The sequence below is a fragment of the Citrobacter sedlakii NBRC 105722 genome, assembly GCF_000759835.1.
Taxonomy (GTDB): Bacteria; Pseudomonadota; Gammaproteobacteria; order Enterobacterales; family Enterobacteriaceae; genus Citrobacter_A; species Citrobacter_A sedlakii.
Genome location: NZ_BBNB01000001.1, coordinates 565,240 through 583,795, shown reverse-complemented (window position 1 = coordinate 583,795; position 18,556 = coordinate 565,240). Strand labels below are relative to the sequence as shown.

Sequence of the window (18,556 nt, the reverse complement as noted above, 5' to 3'; positions counted from 1 at the left end):
TGAGAGGCGGTTATTCGCCATCCAGCGGGACGAGCAGGACGTCCACCAGGCTTGAACTGACAACGCTTTTCGCCGAGCAGGACGCTCGCGAAAAGAAACTTTGATTATGATTGCCGCAAACCACCAGATCGACGTCGTGTTTGCGGCACACGTCCAGAATATGCTCGCTCAGTTCGCCGTAAGTGATAAAAGTTTGGGCGATCGGGTAACCGGCATCTTTTCCTAATTTTTCCAGAAAATCATGGGTTTCTTCATGCATCACGGCGCGTAAATCTTCCAGCATCGGCGCAGCGAACTGATTATACAGTTCCGGATCGGAGGCAAGGGTGATAAGGCTGATACGCGCATTGACGGGTTGGGCAATCGAAACCGCTTTTGCCAGAAGCTGCTGGCTTTCCGGGGTGACCGCGACGGCAACCAGGATGTGACGGTAACTCATAACTCGCTCCTTATTGCAAGAATATGAGAGGGTTCTTCAGCATTACTCCGAAATGAGGACAACTGCAATGCTTTACGATGACAATAATGTGAAGGCAATCATAATTATTCATTAAGTTTTCTTATAAATATTCTGAAGGAATAACCAAAATTATGTCCGAAATGGGATGACTTAAATCAAATTTCGCGCGCATCAATTTTTCCTCTTAACAAATTTACGAAAGTTATTAATTTCTTTATAGGCATAAATAGCACGCATTGATAAAAATTAGAAAACAATTAACTCATTGTTTATAAACGATAAAAATATTCAACCCTTCATGGTGAAATTAATGGAAAACGAGTATTTTCTCACCGTTATTTTAACTTCTGTGTCATAATATTTTTCTCTGTATCCGGCTCTTTTTTTAATGACCCTGGAAACAAAAAGGGGTTTTGCTGGCTAATTATTCATCAAAATAAAAGCTCAACTGATGGATTTATGTTATCGAATAAGTTAATTTATGTGATGTACATCACATATTTTCCAAATTCGCAGCGTGGCTTTGTTGTATGTCTTGGGAGTGACGAGTACAGTTGCGTCGATTTAGGAAAAATCTTAGGCATTTGTAAGAAATCATGTTCGTCTGTAAGCGCCTGACAAGGTTGTCATGACGTTCGCAGTGTGCATATTTCTGTCTGAGATCTGCTATGTATTTGACCTATTTGCTTTTATTTACCGGGATTTCCCGGCGACATCACGGGGTGCGGTTACGCCGCATAAAAAATAAAGTTGGTTATTCTGGATGGGAATAATGCATACATCCGAGTTGCTGAAACACATTTATGACATCAATTTGTCATATTTACTCCTTGCACAGCGTCTGATCGTTCAGGACAAAGCGTCCGCCATGTTTCGTCTCGGGATCACGGAAGAGATGGCGACCTCGCTGGGTGCCCTGACCTTGCCACAGATGGTCAAACTGGCGGAAACAAACCAACTGGTATGTCACTTCCGCTTCGACAATCATCAGACCATCACCCGGCTGACTCAGGACTCACGGGTAGACGATCTCCAGCAAATTCATACCGGTATCATGTTGTCCACGCGTCTGTTGAGTGATGTCGAACAGGCTGATGAAACCGCACGGAAAAAAAGGGCCTGACGATGAGTGAAAAAAGCATTGTTCAGGAAGCTCGCGATATCCAGTTAGCGATGGAATTGATCACACTGGGCGCCCGTTTGCAAATGCTGGAAAGCGAGACGCAGTTAAGTCGCGGCCGCCTCATCAAATTGTACAAAGAACTCCGCGGTAGCCCCCCGCCTAAAGGCATGCTGCCGTTTTCTACTGACTGGTTTATGACCTGGGAGCAAAATATTCATGCTTCCATGTTCTGTAATGCCTGGCAGTTTTTACTCAAAACCGGTCTGTGCAGCGGTGTGGATGCGGTGATCAAGGCCTACCGGTTGTACCTCGAACAGTGTCCGCAAGGGGAAGACGGTCCGCTGTTGGCGCTGACCCGCGCCTGGACGCTGGTGCGTTTCGTCGAAAGCGGATTGCTGCAACTGTCGAGCTGTAGCTGTTGCGGCGGGAATTTTATTACCCATGCGCATCAGCCTGCCGGGAGTTTTGCCTGCAGTTTGTGCCAGCCGCCTTCCCGCGCGGTAAAAAGACGTAAACTTTCCCAGGATGCTGCCGATATTATTCCACAACTGCTGGATGAACAGGTCGAACAGGCTGTTTAACCGACACGGTGTGGACAAGACACTCCAGCAGCGGTAAGCGATTACCGCTGCTTTTTTTTGCCTCGCCGACGCGTTAACGCCCCCCGACTGCGCATCCTGTCATAGTCAACAGCGGAAGGATGATGTCGTGCTTATCTTATTAGGTTACCTGGTTGTTATCGGTACAGTTTTCGGCGGTTATATGATGACCGGCGGGCACCTTGGGGCACTCTATCAACCGGCTGAATTTGTGATCATCGGCGGCGCGGGGGTCGGGGCGTTTATTGTCGGCAACAACGGTAAAGCGATTAAGGGAACGCTGAAGGCGTTGCCGCTGCTGTTTCGCCGATCCAAATACACCAAAGCGATGTACATGGATCTGCTGGCGCTGCTCTACCGCCTGATGGCTAAGTCACGCCAGCAGGGGATGTTTTCCCTTGAGCGTGACATTGAGAACCCGAAAGAGAGTGAAATTTTTACCAGCTATCCGCGCATTCTTGCCGATGCGGTCATGCTGGATTTTATTGTCGATTACCTGCGTCTGATTATTAGCGGCAATATGAATACTTTCGAAATTGAAGCGCTGATGGACGAGGAGATCGAAACCCACGAAAGCGAAGCGGAAGTTCCGGCGAACAGCCTGGCGCTGATGGGCGATTCGCTACCGGCGTTTGGTATCGTCGCCGCGGTGATGGGGGTGGTTCACGCGCTGGCTTCCGCCGACAGGCCCGCTGCCGAACTGGGGGCGCTGATCGCCCACGCGATGGTCGGCACCTTCCTCGGTATTTTACTTGCCTATGGTTTCATCTCGCCGCTGGCCAGCGTGCTGCGTCAGAAAAGCGCCGAGACCACCAAGATGATGCAGTGCGTCAAGATTACGCTGCTTTCAAATCTGAATGGCTATGCCCCACCGATCGCCGTCGAATTTGGCCGCAAAACCCTCTATTCCAGCGAGCGCCCGTCATTCATTGAACTGGAAGAGCACGTGCGGGCGGTCAGAAACCCTAATCAGCAGACGACGACTGAGGACGCATGAAGAATCAGTCCCATCCTATCGTCGTCGTCAAACGACGCAAACATAAAGGGCACGGCGGCGGCGCTCACGGTTCGTGGAAGATTGCCTACGCTGATTTTATGACAGCCATGATGGCCTTTTTTCTGGTGATGTGGCTCATTTCCATCTCCAGCCCTAAAGAACTGATTCAAATTGCCGAATATTTCCGTACGCCGCTGGCGACGGCGATCACCGGCGGCAACCGGATCGCCAACAGCCAGAGCCCGATTCCCGGCGGTGGTGATGACTTCACCCAACAACAGGGAGAAGTGAATAAACAGCCTGACATCGAGGCATTACGGAAGCGGATGGAGCAAAACCGGTTGAGCAAACTGCGCGGCGACCTCGATCAGCTGATTGAATCCGACCCGAAACTGCGGGCGTTGCGTCCGCATCTGAAGATCGATCTGGTGCAGGAAGGGCTGCGTATTCAGATTATCGACAGTCAGAATCGCCCGATGTTTAAAACCGGCAGTGCCGAGGTCGAGCCGTATATGCGCGACATTCTGCGGGCGATCGCGCCCGTGCTGAACGGGATTCCAAACCGAATCAGCCTGTCCGGGCATACGGATGATTTTCCCTATGCCAACGGGGAGAAAGGCTACAGCAACTGGGAATTGTCCGCCGACCGCGCGAATGCGTCGCGGCGTGAACTGGTGCAGGGCGGTCTGGATGATGGAAAAGTGTTACGGGTGGTGGGGATGGCCGCCACGATGCGCCTGAGCGATCGCGGCCCCGATGACGCCATTAACCGCCGGATCAGCCTGCTGGTACTGAATAAACAGGCTGAACAGTCAATTTTGCATGAAAACGCTGAAAGCCAGAACGAGCCGGTAAGTGTATTACAACAGCCTGCGGCGGCACCGCAGGTAAGCGTTCCCACATCGCCACCAGCCAATCCGAGGTGATAGCGTGAGCATGGATATTAGCGATTTTTATCAGACCTTTTTTGATGAAGCTGACGAGTTGTTGGCTGACATGGAGCAACACCTGCTCGACCTTGCGCCCGACGCGCCGGACGCCGAGCAGTTGAATGCCATTTTCCGCGCCGCGCATTCCATTAAAGGCGGCGCCGGAACATTCGGCTTCACCATTTTGCAGGAAACGACCCATCTGATGGAGAACCTGCTGGATGAAGCGCGCCGTGGTGAAATGCAGCTCAACACCGACATTATCAACCTGTTTTTGGAAACGAAAGATATTATGCAGGAACAGCTCGACGCCTATAAAAGCTCCCAGGAGCCGGATGCCGCTAGCTTCGAATATATCTGCAATGCATTGCGCCAGCTGGCGCTGGAAGCGAAGGGCGAAACCGCGCCTGCGGTGGTGGCAAACGCCCGGCTGAGCGTCGTGGACACAACGCCTGATGAGGGCGGCGCGCCAACAGTAGAAGAAAAATTGCGCATTAATCTGTCCCGCCTGAAAGCCAGTGAGATTGATCTGCTGGAGGAAGAACTGGGCAATTTGAGCACCTTAACCGACGTGGTGAAAGGCGCCGATTCGCTTGCCGCCACCCTGGACGGCGGTGTCGCCGAAGAGGATGTGGTGGCAGTGCTGTGCTTTGTGATCGAAGCCGATCAGATTTCCTTCGAAAAAGTCGTCGCGCCGAACACCCCTGCGGTCGCGCCTGAACAGCCCGCCGCCGTTGCGCAGCCTGTCGCTGCGGTCCCGGCCGTTAAATCGCCCGCGGCCGACGCGCATGCCGGACGTGCGGAGCGCGAAAAGCCCGCGCGCGCCAGCGAATCGACCAGCATTCGCGTGGCAGTGGAGAAGGTCGATCAGCTCATCAACCTGGTGGGTGAACTGGTGATCACTCAGTCGATGCTGGCCCAGCGTTCGAACGAACTTGACCCGGTTAATCATGGCGATCTCATCACCAGCATGGGGCAGTTACAACGTAACGCTCGCGATTTGCAGGAGTCGGTGATGTCGATTCGCATGATGCCGATGGAATACGTTTTCAGCCGCTTCCCGCGTCTGGTGCGGGATCTGGCGGGCAAGCTCGGCAAACAAGTGGAACTGACGCTGGTGGGCAGCTCCACCGAACTCGATAAAAGTCTGATTGAACGCATTATCGATCCGCTGACGCATCTGGTGCGCAACAGTCTCGACCACGGCATCGAGCTGCCGGAAAAACGCCTTGAGGCCGGTAAAAATGCGGTCGGAAATCTGATCCTGTCCGCGGAACATCAGGGCGGCAACATTTGCATTGAAGTGACCGACGACGGCGCGGGGTTAAACCGCGAGCGGATCCTCGCAAAAGCGATCGCCCAGGGGATGGCGGTAAACGAAAACATGACCGATGACGAAGTCGGTATGCTGATTTTTGCCCCTGGCTTCTCTACCGCCGAGCAGGTGACCGACGTTTCCGGTCGCGGCGTGGGCATGGATGTGGTGAAACGTAACATCCAGGAGATGGGCGGCCATGTGGAGATCCAGTCGAAACAGGGCGCCGGTACCACCATCCGTATTTTGCTGCCGCTGACGCTGGCGATTCTCGACGGCATGTCCGTTCGCGTCGCTGATGAAGTCTTTATTTTGCCGCTGAATGCGGTAATGGAATCGCTGCAACCGCGCGAGGACGATCTGCATCCGCTGGCCGGTGGCGAGCGCGTGCTGGAAGTGCGTGGAGAATACCTGCCGCTGGTGGAACTGTGGAAAGTCTTCGACGTTGAAGGGGCGAAAACGGAGGCCACCCAGGGCATTGTGGTGATCCTGCAAAGCGGCGGTCGCCGTTACGCGCTGCTGGTTGATCAGCTGATTGGTCAGCACCAGGTGGTGGTAAAGAACCTGGAAAGCAACTATCGCAAAGTGCCGGGGATTTCCGCCGCGACGATCCTCGGCGATGGTAGCGTCGCGCTGATTGTGGATGTCTCTGCCCTGCAGAGTTTAAATCGCGAACAACGTATGGCGATCACCGCCGCCTGATTGAGTGAGAAAGGAAAAATATGACCGGTATGACTAATGTAACCAAACTGGCCGGCGAGCCGTCAGGTCAGGAGTTCCTGGTGTTTACGCTGGGAGACGAAGAATACGGTATTGATATTCTGAAAGTGCAGGAAATCCGCGGCTATGATCAGGTTACCCGGATAGCCAACACCCCTGCGTTTATCAAAGGAGTGACCAACCTGCGCGGTGTGATCGTGCCAATCGTCGATCTGCGCGTGAAGTTCTGCGAGGGTGACGTTGAGTACAACGATAACACGGTCGTGATCGTGCTTAACCTGGGGCAGCGCGTGGTCGGCATTGTCGTTGATGGCGTTTCCGACGTGCTGTCGCTGACCGCGGAACAGATTCGTCCTGCGCCGGAGTTTGCCGTCACCTTGTCAACGGAATACCTGACGGGACTGGGCGCGCTGGGCGAACGTATGCTGATTCTGGTGAATATTGAAAAACTGCTGAACAGTGACGAAATGGCGCTGCTGGATATTGCCGCCTCGCATATGGCGTAAGAGGCGCAGGCCCGGCGGTGATGCCGCTTCCGGGCCTGCGTATCAACGGTATCCGCCAGCATAAACCGTTATGCGTTAACTTCCTGCTCTGCCACTTTTTTTTCGCTTTCCGTCAGTAATCCTTCATCCTGCGCCAGCATCGCGGTGGCAATGCCGTTACCTAACACATTGATGGCGGAACGCCCCATGTCGAGGAAATGGTCGATACCCATCAGCAACAAAATGCCCGCCACCGGGATATTGAAGCTCGGAATGGTTGCCGCCAGCACTACCAGCGCCGAACGCGGAACGCCGGCAATCCCTTTTGAGGCCAGCATCAGAGTCAGCATCAGCACGCTGATCTCAGCCAACGACAGGTGAATATTGTACGCCTGGGCGATAAACATCGACGCAAACGAACAGTACACCATCGAACCGACCAGATTAAAGGAATACCCGATCGGCAAAACGAAAGAAACAATATTGCGCGAGCAGCCGAATTTGGTCAGCAACTCCAGGGTTTTCGGGTAAGCGGCTTCAGAACTGCTGGTGGTAAAGGCGACCAGCACAGGTTCCTTCAGCAGACTGACCAGCCGGAACACCTCTTTTTTCAGCACCAGATAACCCGCGGCCAACAGCACCAGGCAGGTCATCAGAATGGCGACGTAATAGCCGCCGATAAACGAGGCGTAGTTGAGTAAAATCCCCACTCCTTCGGTGGCGATCACCGAAGAAATCGCGGCAAATATCGCCAGTGGAGCCACATACATCACGTAGCCCGTCACCTTCAGCATAATATGCGAAACCACATCCAGCGCGGCAACCAGTGGGGCGTTGAATTTCTCGCCCAGCGACGCGCCGCCGATACCAAAGAACATTGAGAACACCACGATCTGCAAAATTTCATTATTCGCCATCGCTTCGGCAATGCTGGTGGGGATCGTATGTGACAGAAAGCCTTTCAGGCTCATACCGCCCACCGCCAGACCGGTTTCCACCGCGTCTTTGGGAATGGTCAGGTTCAGGCCGCTGCCGGGCTGTTCAAGGGTAACAATAAACAGCCCTACCAGAATCGACAGTATCGAGGAGCTGATAAACCAGATCATCGCCTTACCGCCCACGCGCCCGATGGTGGCGGTCTCGCCCAGACGCATAATGCCAACGGTCAGCGTACTGAAGACTAACGGCGCAATGACCATTTTTATCAGGCGCAAAAAGATATCGGTAAGAAGGGTGATGTTCTCTGCCCAGGCGGTAATCACGCTTTCGGATGTCCAGGAGTGAATAACCGCGCCTGACACAATGCCTGCCAGCATGAAAATCACGATGAATATCGTGAGTTTATTTGCATTTGCCACTGAAAATCCCTCGGGCTGAATTTAACAATTTGTTATCAGCGATATATTTGTTTTGTGAATTTATTGGTGAAGATTTATTTACTACCTAAATTGGCGTATTCCCGCCCGGCTTACAACTATTTTTTATTAATTACGCATTTTGTTGTGTTCTTCGAAGGGCGTTTTCGTGATCTGGATCGCATAAGAATGAATATATCCTTCGACGGAGCAGGGTAAATGAGATGTAATGAAAGTTAATGGACTGATATATATGCTGTTTTTACGTCAATCACCCCTCTGTATGAACAAGCGTAACGCCAGTGGTTGTTTTCCGCGCCGTAAACTAAATTTCTGATTATCGGTTTGTTTTCTGAACGTGTGCGAACTTTCTCGCTACGTCGGTGCTGGCTTTCGTCAACGTGACGGTATTTCGGAGGTGGAGTCATGAACACATTTTCTCGGTTCCTGGGTATAGCTGGCATTTTTCTTGTTCCCTTGCCTTCGACGATGGCGGTAACCAGCAGCGGCACGGTCGGGGTGTCACTGACGTTAACCAATGGCTGCCTGATAAACGGCTCGCCCAGTCAGAACGGTATCAACTTTGGTACGTTGAATTTCGGGACGCATCCCGCCACCTTTTCTGAACTGACCACCCAGCTCACCGGCGCCGCAGGGGGCAACAGTTTTGGTATCCAGTGCACCACTACCGACTACACCGTACAGATTACCGGTAATACCAATTCTTCCGCGCCGGGCTCGGTGGTCGGTACGCCGGGAACGCCAGCCCGTTATCTGGTGAACGCCGCGAATACCACTCAGGGCGTGGCGTACAGCCTCTACAGCGACAGCGGCTTCAATAACGTGATCGCTAACAATACTCCTATTCCTAAAGTCTCCACTACAGCCGGGGTCGATAACTATACGATCTTCGGTCGGATCCAGGGCGGCGGTAACAGCGTGACCGTGGTTCCCGGTACGTACACGGACACCATCAACGTCAGCGTTATTTACTGATACGTCACTTTAAATGAGAACACGGTTCAGGCGCTTCCTGTGGGGAGGCGGGGGAAAGCGACGTCTTTTTTTGACGGTTCTCGCGCTGATGGCTTTCCCGGCCTATGCCATTACCACGCAATCCTTTCAGGTGAATGCCACCATCGTGCCGGGCTGTTCGGTTACCACGGGGAGCGGAGCGGCGATGGGGAATCTGAACTTTGGCAGCTACAGCGGCGTGGAGAACCGTCAGGTGAACGCCCAGTTTGTGCCAAACGCCGCGCTGGCGCTGGCCTGTACGCCAGGCGTGGCGCTGAGCATGACGGTGGATGGCGGACGCTATTACGGTACGGTGCGTAATATGCAGCGTGACGGCGGGACGCAGCGCGTGGGGTACCGTTTGTACCGTACCGCCTCGCTGGCGGCGAACAGTGAGATTGGCGTCAACCAGCCGGTCTCTGTCACCTATACCAACAGTAACAATATTGCGCTACCGCTGTTTGGCGTCGCGTTTTTAACGGGTTTTAGCCCGGCAGGTAATTATTCAGATCAGCTTACGGTGACCTTGTCATGGTAGCGAAGGGAGAAGTGAAATGAAGGTGCGAGCATCGTTCGGACTGTTGTCGGTACTCACGGCAGCACTGGTCTCACCCGGGGCCAACAGCGCCGCCACAATACTGCTGTGGCCCATCGATCCCTGGCTGGCGGCGGAGAATAATGCCACCGAACTGTGGATCCAGAATCAGGGCGACACGCCCACGACGATGCAGGTACGCATTGTGCGCTGGCAGCAGGAAAATGGATATGAACGCTATAAGGCGCAGCAGGAGGTGGTCGCCAGCCCGCCGATTGTCCGTATCGAAAAAGGCAGTAAACAGCTCATTCGCCTGATTAAACAGACGACCGTTCCTGCCGGTGTGGAGCAGGCTTACCGGATCATCGTGGACGAGATCCCCCAGCCGGAGCCCGTCAGTACACCCCAGATGGGACTGAAGGTGCAGATGCGCTATTCGCTACCGCTGTTTGTTTACGGACAGGGGGTGCAGACCTGGGCGCAAGGGGAACATCACGCGCAGGTGAAGCCTTCGCAACTGCACTGGCGGGTGGTGCGCAGCGAAGGGCAACCACAGCTGGAAGTGCGCAATGACAGTGACGTGCATGTCCGGCTGAGCAAAGTGTCACTGCAACAGGGCGGGTCTCAACACACGATGGCCGAGGGGCTGCTCGGGTATGTGTTGCCGGGGAGTTTCCGCCGCTGGCCGTTACCCACTGGCGCAACCCGTCCGGACCGATTAACCGCGGCAATCAACGCGCAGGACGGCAAATGGTTGTCTGGTCCCGCCAACTGAGCGGCGTGTTTGTGACGGCCATACTGACCACCAGCGGGCTTTGCCGCGCCGGGAGCGGCGATGATGTGTTGCCGCCGCCACCGGATGCGCGCGCGCTCGATCGGCAGGCGGTTTTTCATCTGGCGCTGGTGGTTAACCACTACGAGACGCAAAAGGTGGTGGCGGTAACCCGGCGCGGCGGCGACTTCTTTGTCGCCAGCGCCGATCTGCAACAGGCTGGCCTGCCTGCCGAACAACTGGCGGCGGGGGAGGTGAATCTCTCCCGGATGACGCAGGTGAAAGTGGATTACGACAGCAGCGGTCAGCGACTGCTGCTCAGCGTGCCGCGCGAATGGTTACCGGTACGCAGCACGCCGTTTGGCGGTGAATCCCCGGCGTCTGTGGCGAGAAACGGCAGCGGGGCGTTGCTGAATTACGACGTATACGCCAGCAGTACCCAGGATGGCGACAGCCAGGCCTCCGTCTGGCATGAGCTGCGTTTTTTTAACGATGCGGGGTCGCTCTCTTCAACCGGGTACGTGCGGCAAAATCTGGCGGGGGACGATGACTGGCAGGATGGCTATGTGCGTTACGATACGGTTTTTACCGCAACTCATGAGGAAAATGCGACCCAGTGGCAGGTGGGGGATGTGATTACTGACGCCCTGAGCTGGAGCAACAGCGTCCGCGTCGGCGGGATCTCCTGGGGACGCGACTTCTCGCTGCGTCCGGATCTGGTGACCTGGCCGCTACCGGCATTCTCCGGTGAAGCCGCGGTGCCGACCGCTGTGGATCTGTTCATCAACGGTTATCGCGCGGGGTCGACGGAGCTGCAGCCCGGGCCGTTTACGCTGACGAACCTTCCTTATATAAACGGTGCGGGAGACGCGGTGCTGGTCACCCGTGACGCGCTTGGCAGACAGGGCAGCACCACCTTACCGTTTTATGTCGCCAGCAATTTGTTGAAATCGGGCGTCAGCGATGATGCCGTTACGCTCGGCAGCCTGCGGCGCAATTACGGTATTGATAATTTTGATTACGGCCCGGTGGTGGGCAGCGCGAGCTATCGCTATGGCGTCAATGACGCTCTGACGCTTGAAGGTCATGGCGAAGGCGCCGAAGAACTGGCGCTGGGCGGTGTGGGCGCACTGGTGAAAGTGGGCCGCTTTGGCGTTGTGAACGGCGCATGGACGGAAAGCAGAATGCGCGGTCACCACGGTAATCAGCTTAACTGGGGGTATCAATACAGTACCGCAGCCTTTAGTGTCGCCACGCAACATTCCCGCCGCGAGCGCGGTTTCGGCAACCTGGCGTTATATGACCAGACCGCGCTGGTGGATGACGACAACCGCCCGCTGGCCTCTTTAAGTCAGCGCAGCGATCAGTATTCGTTAACCGTTAATATGGGAACCTTCGGCAATATTGGCGCGGCGTGGATTGGCATCCGCAGCTTCGACGCGCAAAAAACGGAGCTGCTCAATCTCTCCTGGAGCCGCAATTTATGGGGAAGCAGCAGTATCTATCTGGCTGCCAGTCGTGACAATCAGCAGGGTGACTGGACGCTGGCAATGTCGGTGCAAATTCCACTGGGCGATCGCGACAGCGTGGCGCTGAGCGCCGAGAAAACGCCGGATGCCGGGCAGACGCAGCGTATCAACTATAACCACTCGATGCCGACGGACGGCGGGTTCAGCTGGAATCTGGCGTGGGCGCGACAGACCCAGGCGCGAAACTACCAGCAGGCGACGCTGGGCTGGCGCAATAATAACGTTGAATTACAGGGGGGCGCATACGGCGAAAGCAACGCCATGACCTGGTGGGGAGAGGCGATGGGATCGCTGGTGTTGATGGAAAATCAGCTTTTCGCCGCCAATAAAATCAACGATGCATTTGTGGTGGTCAGTACTGACGGTCAGCCTGAAGTGCCGGTGAACTATGAGAATCAACCGGTCGGCAAAACCAATGAGAAAGGCTTTTTGCTGATAAGCGGCGTATCCGCTTATTATCCTGCGAGCTACAGCATTAATACCCTCAACCTGCCCGCGGATACCCGCCTGAAGGAGACCGAGCGCAAAGTCGCGCTACGTCGTCAGAGCGGTTATCTGGTCGATTTCCCAATGGAACAGGAGCGGGTGGCCAGCGTGATTTTGCACGACGCAGAGGGGCAGCCGCTGCCGCTGGCAAGCCAGGTGCTGCGCGACAACAGTGCGCCTGCGGTGGTGGGATATGAGGGTATCGTCTGGCTGGAAAATCTTGCCGAGGTGAACCGACTCCGGGCGATAACCCCGGCCGGAGAGCATTGCACGGCCATATTCACTCTTGCGCCTAATCCCGGGCATAAGCTGCAAACCTACGGGCCGCTGGTCTGCCGTAAGGGGGCGCCATGATGGGACGGGCGTTGTGGGGGATCCTGTTTCTGCTGGTTACGCCGGGGGCCTGGGCCGCCTGTGCCGTCACCACCACCAGCGGCGCGTTTGGCAGCGTGTCATCTTTTACCGTGAACAGCAGCGAGCAGGCCACCAGCGCTAATCTCGTGGTCCAGTGCGACGTGGTGTTGGGATTGTTGAACAACGATACCATCACTCTGACCTATACTGGCGCGACGCTTTCGGTCAGCAACAGAGCGGCTCTCAGGCGAAGCGATAACGCAGCGGTGACGGATGCCATTCCGGTACGCATGTGCGCGCAGTCCGGTTGCGCCAGCAACAGTGAGATCCCGATTGGCGGCAGCTACACCTGGAGCGGCAGTTCATTGCTGGCGCTGTTAGGCTCTTCACGCTTTACCCTGCCGCTTTACTTCCGCACCCTTACGGGCCAGAACGTTAGCGCCGGGCCGTATCAGGTGACGCTTAACTTCAGCGTCTATTTTAATGTCTGCCAGGTGGGGGCGCTTGGCTTATGCGTTACCGCGCAAACCGGCACGGTGGCGGCTAACCTGCAGGTAAACCTGACCGTCACCAATGACTGTATTACCCTTACTGCGCCGAACGTGAACTTTGGCAGCGCGCCGCTGGTGAACAATTTTCCCGCCGTCTCGCAGGCGGTGGCGATCACCTGTACCAAAGGCAGCGCCTACACGGTAGGCATCAATAATGGCAGCTATGCCAACGGCAATGTACGCAACATGGCAAGCGGTAATAACCGTCTGAGCTATGAAATTTATAAGGCAGGCACCACCAGCCGCTGGGGAAGCGTCGGCGGCGATCGCTGGGCCAGCAGCGCGTCGTCTTCTCTTAGCAGCGACGGCCTGCTGCGCACCTACAACTACACCGCCAGAGTGTTAACCACGCAGACCACACCGCCCGCCGGGACCTACACCGACACGGTGGTTGTGGATATCGCCTTCTGATCTGTTTTTCCCTTTCGCAAACGTAAAGTTCTCAACCGGGTTGCCGATAACGTTGATAACTCGTTTTAAGGAAGGTGCCTTATGTTTAACCGTATCCGCGTTGTCACAATGCTGATGATGGTGCTTGGGGTTTTCGCACTGCTACAGCTTGTATCCGGGGGGCTGCTGTTTTCATCTTTACAGCAGAACCAGACCAGTTTTGTTATCTCAAACGATCTGCGCCAGCAGCAAAGCGAACTGACCTCAACATGGGATCTGATGCTGCAAACGCGTATTAACCTTAGCCGCTCTTCCGCCCGCATGATGATGGATGCGGCGAACCAGCAAAGCAGCGCCAAAACCGAATTGCTGAAGAATGCGAAAAATACCCTCGCGCAGGCCGCGGTGCACTATAAGGCATTTAAAGCGATCAGTCCGCTGCCTGACATGGAAGAAGCCAGTCTTGAGGTGGAGGCGAAGTACCAGGCCTACTTTGCGGCGTTAACCGAACTGGTGCAGTTTCTGGAAAGCGGCAACATGGACGCCTACTTTGCCCAGCCGACTCAGGGAATGCAAAACGCGCTCGGCGAAGCGCTGGGCAAGTATGCCAGCGTCAGCGAAAAACTTTACCGCCAGGCCTTTGACGAAAGCGCCCGCGATTATCAGTTCGCCCAGTGGCAGCTTGCCATTCTCGCGGTCGTGCTGGCGCTGATTCTGGTGGTGGTGTGGTACGGCATCCGTCACACCTTGTTGAACCCGCTGGGGCGCGTCATTGCGCATATCCGTGATATCGCCAGCGGCAATTTAACCACTACCCTGACCGTGGCCGGACGCAATGAGATTGGCGAACTGGCCGACAGCGTCGATCACATGCAGCGTTCGCTGGTTGAAACCGTCACGCAGGTGCGGGAAGGGTCCGACGCCATCTATGCCGGCACCAGCGAGATTGCCACTGGTAATACCGACCTCTCTTCGCGAACCGAACAGCAGGCTTCGGCGCTGGAAGAGACCGCCGCCAGCATGGAACAACTGACCGCCACCGTGAAACAGAACGCCGACAACGCCCGCCAGGCGTCGCAACTGGCGCAGAGCGCCTCGGAAACGGCCCAGCACGGCGGAAAAGTGGTGGATAACGTCGTTAAAACGATGCACGACATTGCTGACAGTTCGAAGAAAATCGCCGACATCATTAGCGTGATCGACGGCATTGCGTTCCAGACCAATATCCTGGCGCTGAACGCGGCGGTTGAAGCGGCGCGCGCCGGTGAACAAGGCCGTGGTTTTGCCGTGGTTGCCGGAGAGGTGCGTAATCTCGCCAGCCGCAGCGCGCAGGCGGCAAAAGAAATCAAAGCGCTGATCGAAGATTCAGTGGCGCGCGTGGATACCGGCTCGGTGCTCGTTGAAAGCGCGGGTGACACGATGAATGACATTGTTAACGCGGTGACCCGGGTGACTGACATCATGGGGGAAATCGCCTCGGCGTCCGACGAGCAAAGCCGCGGTATCGATCAGGTGGCGCTGGCGGTGTCGGAAATGGATCGTGTGACGCAGCAAAACGCCGCACTGGTGCAGGAGTCCGCCGCTGCCGCCGCCGCGCTGGAAGACCAGGCCAGTCGCTTAACCAGAGCGGTGTCGGCGTTTCGTCTCGCCGCTCGCCCTTATACCACGCAAAAAACAGAAGAACGCGCCTCTGCGCCGTCGCCTCGCGAGCCGCAGAAGGCATCACCCGGCGCTGAACCCGACACCCACTGGGAAACATTTTGACGGCAAATAAACACGTTGTAACACACCAAGAATCGGCGCCGCAGCAGGCGGCGCCCGTTGTATCCTGAATGTGATTGAGAAGGCGCTATGACATCATCTCTGCCCAACGGGCAAACGTCATTATTGTTACAGATGACACAGCGCCTCGCGCTGTCCGACGCGCACTTTCGTCGGATATGTCAGTTAATCTATCAGCGCGCGGGGATCGTGCTGGCGGACCATAAGCGGGATATGGTTTATAACCGCCTGGTTCGCCGTCTGCGTACGCTGGGGCTGGATGATTTTGGTCGCTATCTCAGCATGCTGGAAGCGAATCAAAACAGCGCGGAATGGCAGGCTTTTATCAACTCGTTGACCACCAACCTGACCGCCTTTTTTCGCGAAGGTCACCACTTTCCGGTGCTGGCTGAGCACGCCCGCCGTTGCAATGGCGAATACCGGGTGTGGAGCGCGGCGGCGTCAACCGGTGAAGAACCTTACAGTATCGCCATTACGCTGGCCGATACGTTAGGCACAGCGCCAGGGCGCTGGCGGGTCTTTGCCAGTGATATCGATACCGAAGTGCTGGAAAAGGCCCGCAGCGGCATCTATCGGCTTGATGAGTTAAAAACCCTGTCGCCACAGCAGCTGCAGCGCTACTTCATGCGCGGCACCGGCCCCCATGAAGGGTTGGTGCGCGTGCGCCAGGAGCTGGCAAGTCACGTGGAGTTCGCCGGGATAAACCTGCTTGACAAACAGTACAACGTACCGGGGCCGTTTGATGCGATTTTCTGCCGCAATGTGATGATCTATTTCGATAAAACGACGCAGCAGGACATTCTGCGCCGTTTTGTTCCCCTCCTTAAGCCTGACGGCCTGCTGTTCGCCGGGCATTCAGAGAACTTTAGCAACCTCGTGCGCGACTTTAGCCTGCGCGGACAGACGGTGTATGCGCTGAGTAAGGATAAAGCATGAGTAAAATCAGGGTGTTATCGGTTGATGATTCCGCGCTAATGCGCCAAATCATGACTGAAATTATCAACAGCCATAGCGATATGGAGATGGTGGCAACCGCACCCGATCCGCTCGTTGCCCGTGATTTAATCAAAAAATACAACCCGGACGTTTTGACGCTGGACGTCGAAATGCCGCGGATGGACGGCCTCGATTTTCTTGAAAAATTGATGCGCTTGCGTCCGATGCCGGTGGTGATGGTGTCATCGCTGACGGGGAAAGGCTCCGAAGTGACGTTGCGCGCGCTGGAGCTGGGGGCCATTGATTTTGTCACCAAGCCCCAGTTAGGGATCCGCGAAGGGATGCTGGCCTACAGCGAGATGATTGCCGAAAAAGTGCGCACCGCGTCGCGCGCGCGGCTGGGCGCGCATAAGCCACTGGCCGCGCCAGCGACCCTGAAAGCCGGGCCGTTGCTCAGTTCAGAAAAGCTGATCGCCATTGGCGCGTCGACGGGCGGCACCGAAGCGATTCGTCACGTGTTGCAGCCGCTGCCGCTTTCCTGCCCGGCAGTGATTATTACGCAGCATATGCCGCCAGGTTTTACCCGTTCGTTTGCCGAGCGTCTGAACAAACTGTGTCAGATCAGCGTGAAAGAAGCGGAGGACGGCGAGCGCGTGCTGCCAGGACATGCCTACATCGCGCCCGGCGATAAGCACATGGAGCTGGCGCGCAGCGGGGCAAACTATCAAATCAAAATTCATGACGGGCCGCCGGTTAACCGGCACCGGCCGTCTGTGGATGTGCTGTTTCATTCGGTGGCGAAACACGCGGGGCGCAACGCCGTGGGGGTGATCCTGACGGGGATGGGCAACGACGGCGCCGCCGGAATGCTGGCGATGCACCAGGCGGGCGCCTGGACGATTGCGCAGAATGAAGCAAGTTGTGTGGTGTTCGGCATGCCGCGCGAGGCCATCAATATGGGTGGCGTGAGCGAAGTGGTCGATCTCAGCCAGGTAAGCCAGCAGATGCTGGCGAAAATCAGTGCCGGACAGGCAATACGTATTTGACTCAGGAGTAATTTTTTATGGCGGACAAAGAGCTTAAGTTTCTGGTTGTGGATGACTTTTCCACCATGCGTCGCATCGTGCGTAACCTGCTTAAGGAACTGGGATTTAACAACGTCGAAGAGGCCGAAGACGGCGTGGACGCATTGAATAAACTGCAGATGGGCGGCTTTGGTTTTGTCATCTCTGACTGGAACATGCCGAATATGGACGGTCTGGAACTGTTGAAAACCATTCGCGCAGACGGCGGCATGTCTTCATTGCCGGTACTGATGGTGACGGCGGAAGCGAAGAAAGAGAACATTATCGCCGCAGCGCAGGCCGGTGCCAGCGGCTACGTGGTGAAGCCGTTTACCGCCGCGACATTGGAAGAGAAACTCAACAAAATCTTTGAGAAACTGGGCATGTAAGGGGCGGACAATGATGCAACCAACCATGAAACCCGTAGATGAACACTCTGCCGGGGATATTATTGCGCGCATTGGCAGCCTGACCCGTATGCTGCGCGACAGCCTGCGGGAGCTGGGTCTGGACCAGGCCATCGCCGAAGCGGCAGAAGCCATTCCGGACGCCCGCGACCGTCTGGACTATGTGGTGCAGATGACCGCCCAGGCCGCCGAGCGTGCGCTGAACAGCGTCGAAGCTTCACAGCCGCACCAGGACGAAATGGAGAAAGGGGCGAAAGCGTTAAGCAAGCGCTGGGACGCGTGGTTTGAAAACCCGATCGAGCTGGCAGACGCCCGGGAACTGGTGACCGACACGCGCAAATACCTGAGCGATGTGCCGGAACACACCAGCTTCACTAACGCGCAGTTGCTCGACATTATGATGGCGCAAGATTTCCAGGATCTGACCGGTCAGGTGATCAAGCGCATGATGGATGTCATCCAGGAAATTGAACGTCAACTGTTGATGGTGCTGCTGGAGAATATTCCGGAGCAGGGCGCACGACCGAAGCGTGAAAACGACAGTCTGCTCAACGGTCCGCAGGTGGATACGACCCGGGCGGGCGTGGTCGCCAGCCAGGATCAAGTAGACGACCTGCTGGACAGCCTCGGTTTTTAACCTGGCCGCCCGATGGCGTCCTGCCATCGGGCTGAATGACAGATTAGCTGCGACTGCATTGCTATCCGCTTATCCTCCTTAACGGCATAAACCCGACCTTTTTTGCCGTTTACTCT

Annotated in this window: 18 protein-coding genes; 16 read left to right on the top strand and 2 right to left on the bottom strand. The window is 55.8% G+C overall.

Annotated elements, in window-relative coordinates:
* Positions 1 to 10: 10 nt before the first annotated feature.
* Positions 11 to 439: a universal stress protein UspC gene (gene uspC / locus CSE01S_RS02800; protein ID WP_042283941.1), complete on the bottom strand. Its 429-nt coding sequence runs from the start codon at positions 437 to 439 to the stop codon at positions 11 to 13.
* A gap of 793 nt (positions 440 to 1,232) precedes the next feature.
* On the opposite strand from uspC, the gene flhD reads away from it, so the two are divergent.
* The 6 genes from flhD (at position 1,233) to cheW (ending at position 6,649) form a co-directional block, all read left to right on the top strand.
* Positions 1,233 to 1,583 carry a flagellar transcriptional regulator FlhD gene (flhD, locus tag CSE01S_RS02795; RefSeq protein WP_042283937.1) on the top strand — a complete coding sequence of 117 codons (351 nt, stop codon included), beginning with the start codon at positions 1,233 to 1,235 and terminating at the stop codon, positions 1,581 to 1,583.
* Between the two features lie 2 nt (positions 1,584 to 1,585).
* On the top strand, positions 1,586 to 2,164 hold the full coding sequence (gene flhC / locus CSE01S_RS02790) for a flagellar transcriptional regulator FlhC (protein WP_042283935.1): 579 nt from the start codon (positions 1,586 to 1,588) through the stop codon (positions 2,162 to 2,164).
* Positions 2,165 to 2,291: 127 nt separating this feature from the next.
* Positions 2,292 to 3,179 carry a flagellar motor stator protein MotA gene (gene motA / locus CSE01S_RS02785; protein WP_042283932.1) on the top strand — a complete coding sequence of 296 codons (888 nt, stop codon included), beginning with the start codon at positions 2,292 to 2,294 and terminating at the stop codon, positions 3,177 to 3,179.
* Complete coding sequence (gene motB, locus CSE01S_RS02780) at positions 3,176 to 4,105, top strand: flagellar motor protein MotB (protein ID WP_042283929.1); 930 nt, start codon at positions 3,176 to 3,178, stop codon at positions 4,103 to 4,105. The genes motA and motB overlap by 4 nt, the downstream gene beginning before the upstream one ends.
* Before the next feature lie 4 nt (positions 4,106 to 4,109).
* Positions 4,110 to 6,125, top strand: coding sequence for a chemotaxis protein CheA (cheA, locus tag CSE01S_RS02775; RefSeq protein ID WP_042283926.1), 2,016 nt, complete (start codon positions 4,110 to 4,112; stop codon positions 6,123 to 6,125).
* Positions 6,126 to 6,145: 20 nt separating this feature from the next.
* Complete coding sequence (gene cheW, locus CSE01S_RS02770; RefSeq protein ID WP_042283923.1) at positions 6,146 to 6,649, top strand: chemotaxis protein CheW; 504 nt, start codon at positions 6,146 to 6,148, stop codon at positions 6,647 to 6,649.
* 68 nt (positions 6,650 to 6,717) lie between these two features.
* Here the strand turns inward: cheW and CSE01S_RS02765 are convergent, their stop codons facing one another.
* Positions 6,718 to 7,986 (bottom strand): dicarboxylate/amino acid:cation symporter, encoded by a 1,269-nt coding sequence (locus CSE01S_RS02765; protein ID WP_042283921.1) that lies wholly within the window; start codon positions 7,984 to 7,986, stop codon positions 6,718 to 6,720.
* A gap of 423 nt (positions 7,987 to 8,409) precedes the next feature.
* Between CSE01S_RS02765 and CSE01S_RS02760 the strand changes: the two genes are divergently transcribed.
* From CSE01S_RS02760 to cheZ, 10 genes are all read left to right on the top strand, one after another.
* Complete coding sequence (locus CSE01S_RS02760; protein ID WP_042283919.1) at positions 8,410 to 8,979, top strand: Csu type fimbrial protein; 570 nt, start codon at positions 8,410 to 8,412, stop codon at positions 8,977 to 8,979.
* A gap of 88 nt (positions 8,980 to 9,067) precedes the next feature.
* Entirely contained in the window at positions 9,068 to 9,535 is a 468-nt protein-coding gene (locus tag CSE01S_RS02755; RefSeq protein WP_229264108.1) for a Csu type fimbrial protein, read from the top strand.
* A gap of 16 nt (positions 9,536 to 9,551) precedes the next feature.
* Positions 9,552 to 10,307, top strand: coding sequence for a fimbrial biogenesis chaperone (locus CSE01S_RS02750; RefSeq protein ID WP_042283913.1), 756 nt, complete (start codon positions 9,552 to 9,554; stop codon positions 10,305 to 10,307).
* Positions 10,283 to 12,673 carry a fimbria/pilus outer membrane usher protein gene (locus CSE01S_RS02745; protein WP_042283911.1) on the top strand — a complete coding sequence of 797 codons (2,391 nt, stop codon included), beginning with the start codon at positions 10,283 to 10,285 and terminating at the stop codon, positions 12,671 to 12,673. Before CSE01S_RS02750 ends, CSE01S_RS02745 begins: the two co-directional genes overlap by 25 nt.
* Positions 12,670 to 13,635 (top strand): Csu type fimbrial protein, encoded by a 966-nt coding sequence (locus tag CSE01S_RS02740; protein WP_392397374.1) that lies wholly within the window; start codon positions 12,670 to 12,672, stop codon positions 13,633 to 13,635. The genes CSE01S_RS02745 and CSE01S_RS02740 overlap by 4 nt, the downstream gene beginning before the upstream one ends.
* Before the next feature lie 81 nt (positions 13,636 to 13,716).
* A complete protein-coding gene (gene tar, locus CSE01S_RS02735) occupies positions 13,717 to 15,378 on the top strand; it encodes a methyl-accepting chemotaxis protein II (RefSeq protein WP_042283908.1) in 1,662 nt (553 codons plus the stop codon).
* An 87-nt stretch (positions 15,379 to 15,465) separates the two neighbouring features.
* A complete protein-coding gene (cheR, locus tag CSE01S_RS02730) occupies positions 15,466 to 16,332 on the top strand; it encodes a protein-glutamate O-methyltransferase CheR (RefSeq protein ID WP_042283906.1) in 867 nt (288 codons plus the stop codon).
* The gene (cheB, locus tag CSE01S_RS02725; protein ID WP_042283903.1) at positions 16,329 to 17,378 is read left to right on the top strand and encodes a protein-glutamate methylesterase/protein glutamine deamidase; all 1,050 of its coding nucleotides are present in this window, start codon (positions 16,329 to 16,331) and stop codon (positions 17,376 to 17,378) included. Before cheR ends, cheB begins: the two co-directional genes overlap by 4 nt.
* A gap of 17 nt (positions 17,379 to 17,395) precedes the next feature.
* Positions 17,396 to 17,785 carry a chemotaxis response regulator CheY gene (gene cheY / locus CSE01S_RS02720; RefSeq protein ID WP_042283900.1) on the top strand — a complete coding sequence of 130 codons (390 nt, stop codon included), beginning with the start codon at positions 17,396 to 17,398 and terminating at the stop codon, positions 17,783 to 17,785.
* A 10-nt stretch (positions 17,786 to 17,795) separates the two neighbouring features.
* Positions 17,796 to 18,440 carry a protein phosphatase CheZ gene (cheZ, locus tag CSE01S_RS02715; protein WP_042283898.1) on the top strand — a complete coding sequence of 215 codons (645 nt, stop codon included), beginning with the start codon at positions 17,796 to 17,798 and terminating at the stop codon, positions 18,438 to 18,440.
* The last annotated feature ends 116 nt before the right edge of the window (positions 18,441 to 18,556 follow it).

Coding starts and splice junctions, on each gene's coding strand:
- uspC (WP_042283941.1), bottom strand. CDS start 439: ATGAGTTACCGTCACATCCTGGTTGCCGTCGCGGTCACCCCGGAAAGC.
- flhD (WP_042283937.1), top strand. CDS start 1,233: ATGCATACATCCGAGTTGCTGAAACACATTTATGACATCAATTTGTCA.
- flhC (WP_042283935.1), top strand. CDS start 1,586: ATGAGTGAAAAAAGCATTGTTCAGGAAGCTCGCGATATCCAGTTAGCG.
- motB (WP_042283929.1), top strand. CDS start 3,176: ATGAAGAATCAGTCCCATCCTATCGTCGTCGTCAAACGACGCAAACAT.
- cheW (WP_042283923.1), top strand. CDS start 6,146: ATGACCGGTATGACTAATGTAACCAAACTGGCCGGCGAGCCGTCAGGT.
- CSE01S_RS02760 (WP_042283919.1), top strand. CDS start 8,410: ATGAACACATTTTCTCGGTTCCTGGGTATAGCTGGCATTTTTCTTGTT.
- CSE01S_RS02755 (WP_229264108.1), top strand. CDS start 9,068: ATGGCTTTCCCGGCCTATGCCATTACCACGCAATCCTTTCAGGTGAAT.
- CSE01S_RS02750 (WP_042283913.1), top strand. CDS start 9,552: ATGAAGGTGCGAGCATCGTTCGGACTGTTGTCGGTACTCACGGCAGCA.
- CSE01S_RS02745 (WP_042283911.1), top strand. CDS start 10,283: ATGGTTGTCTGGTCCCGCCAACTGAGCGGCGTGTTTGTGACGGCCATA.
- CSE01S_RS02740 (WP_392397374.1), top strand. CDS start 12,670: ATGATGGGACGGGCGTTGTGGGGGATCCTGTTTCTGCTGGTTACGCCG.
- tar (WP_042283908.1), top strand. CDS start 13,717: ATGTTTAACCGTATCCGCGTTGTCACAATGCTGATGATGGTGCTTGGG.
- cheR (WP_042283906.1), top strand. CDS start 15,466: ATGACATCATCTCTGCCCAACGGGCAAACGTCATTATTGTTACAGATG.
- cheB (WP_042283903.1), top strand. CDS start 16,329: ATGAGTAAAATCAGGGTGTTATCGGTTGATGATTCCGCGCTAATGCGC.
- cheY (WP_042283900.1), top strand. CDS start 17,396: ATGGCGGACAAAGAGCTTAAGTTTCTGGTTGTGGATGACTTTTCCACC.
- cheZ (WP_042283898.1), top strand. CDS start 17,796: ATGATGCAACCAACCATGAAACCCGTAGATGAACACTCTGCCGGGGAT.